This is a genomic window from Psychrobacter sp. 1Y4 (assembly GCF_051847555.1).
Window position 1 is genome coordinate 1 of record NZ_JBPYDE010000755.1, and the last position, 627, is coordinate 627.

Sequence of the window (627 nt, forward strand, 5' to 3'; positions counted from 1 at the left end):
AATACTGCTAAAGACCGCCAATTGTCTCTATTCAACGTGACTGATGTCAGTGTGATAAAAGGTGCTGGTATACAAGCGCATATCGAAGGGCTTGGGATGATCAAAGTGGGTACGGCAGAATTTGCGAACTTGACGTTGCCAAGATTTATGCCAAAAGTATGGCAAATTGCCAGTACCGTTGCGATTAGTATTGATGATGAGCCACTAGGCGCGTTTGCACTAGCCGATGACTTGAAAGCGGACACGCCAAAAGCAATCACTGCGCTACAAGATGCTGGTATCAATGTCATCTTGATGAGTGGTGATAAGCAGTCCGTTGTCGACCATGTGGCAGGGCAGCTGGGCATTGATAAGGCTTATGGCAAGATGAGCCCACGTGACAAAGCAAGCCAAATTGCATTATTGCAGACGGCTGGGCATAAGGTGGCGATGGCAGGAGATGGCGTCAATGATGCGCCAGCAATGGCCACCGCTGATGCCAGTTTTGCAATGTTTGAAGGGACTGATGTCGCGCAGCACAGCGCTTCTGCCCGTTTGATGGGTGAGTCGCTTATGCATATCGATGCCGCGCAAAAAATCGCTCAAGCAACGCTACGCAATATCAAGCAAAATTTGTTTTTTGCCTTT

1 protein-coding gene is annotated in these 627 nt (G+C 48.5%); it reads left to right on the top strand.

Annotation, left to right across the window (positions count from 1 at the left end):
- Positions 1 to 21: 21 nt before the first annotated feature.
- Positions 22 to 627, top strand: a 606-nt coding sequence (locus ACS8FC_RS18715; RefSeq protein ID WP_439297897.1) for an HAD-IC family P-type ATPase, incomplete at its 3' end; no start/stop codon positions are given.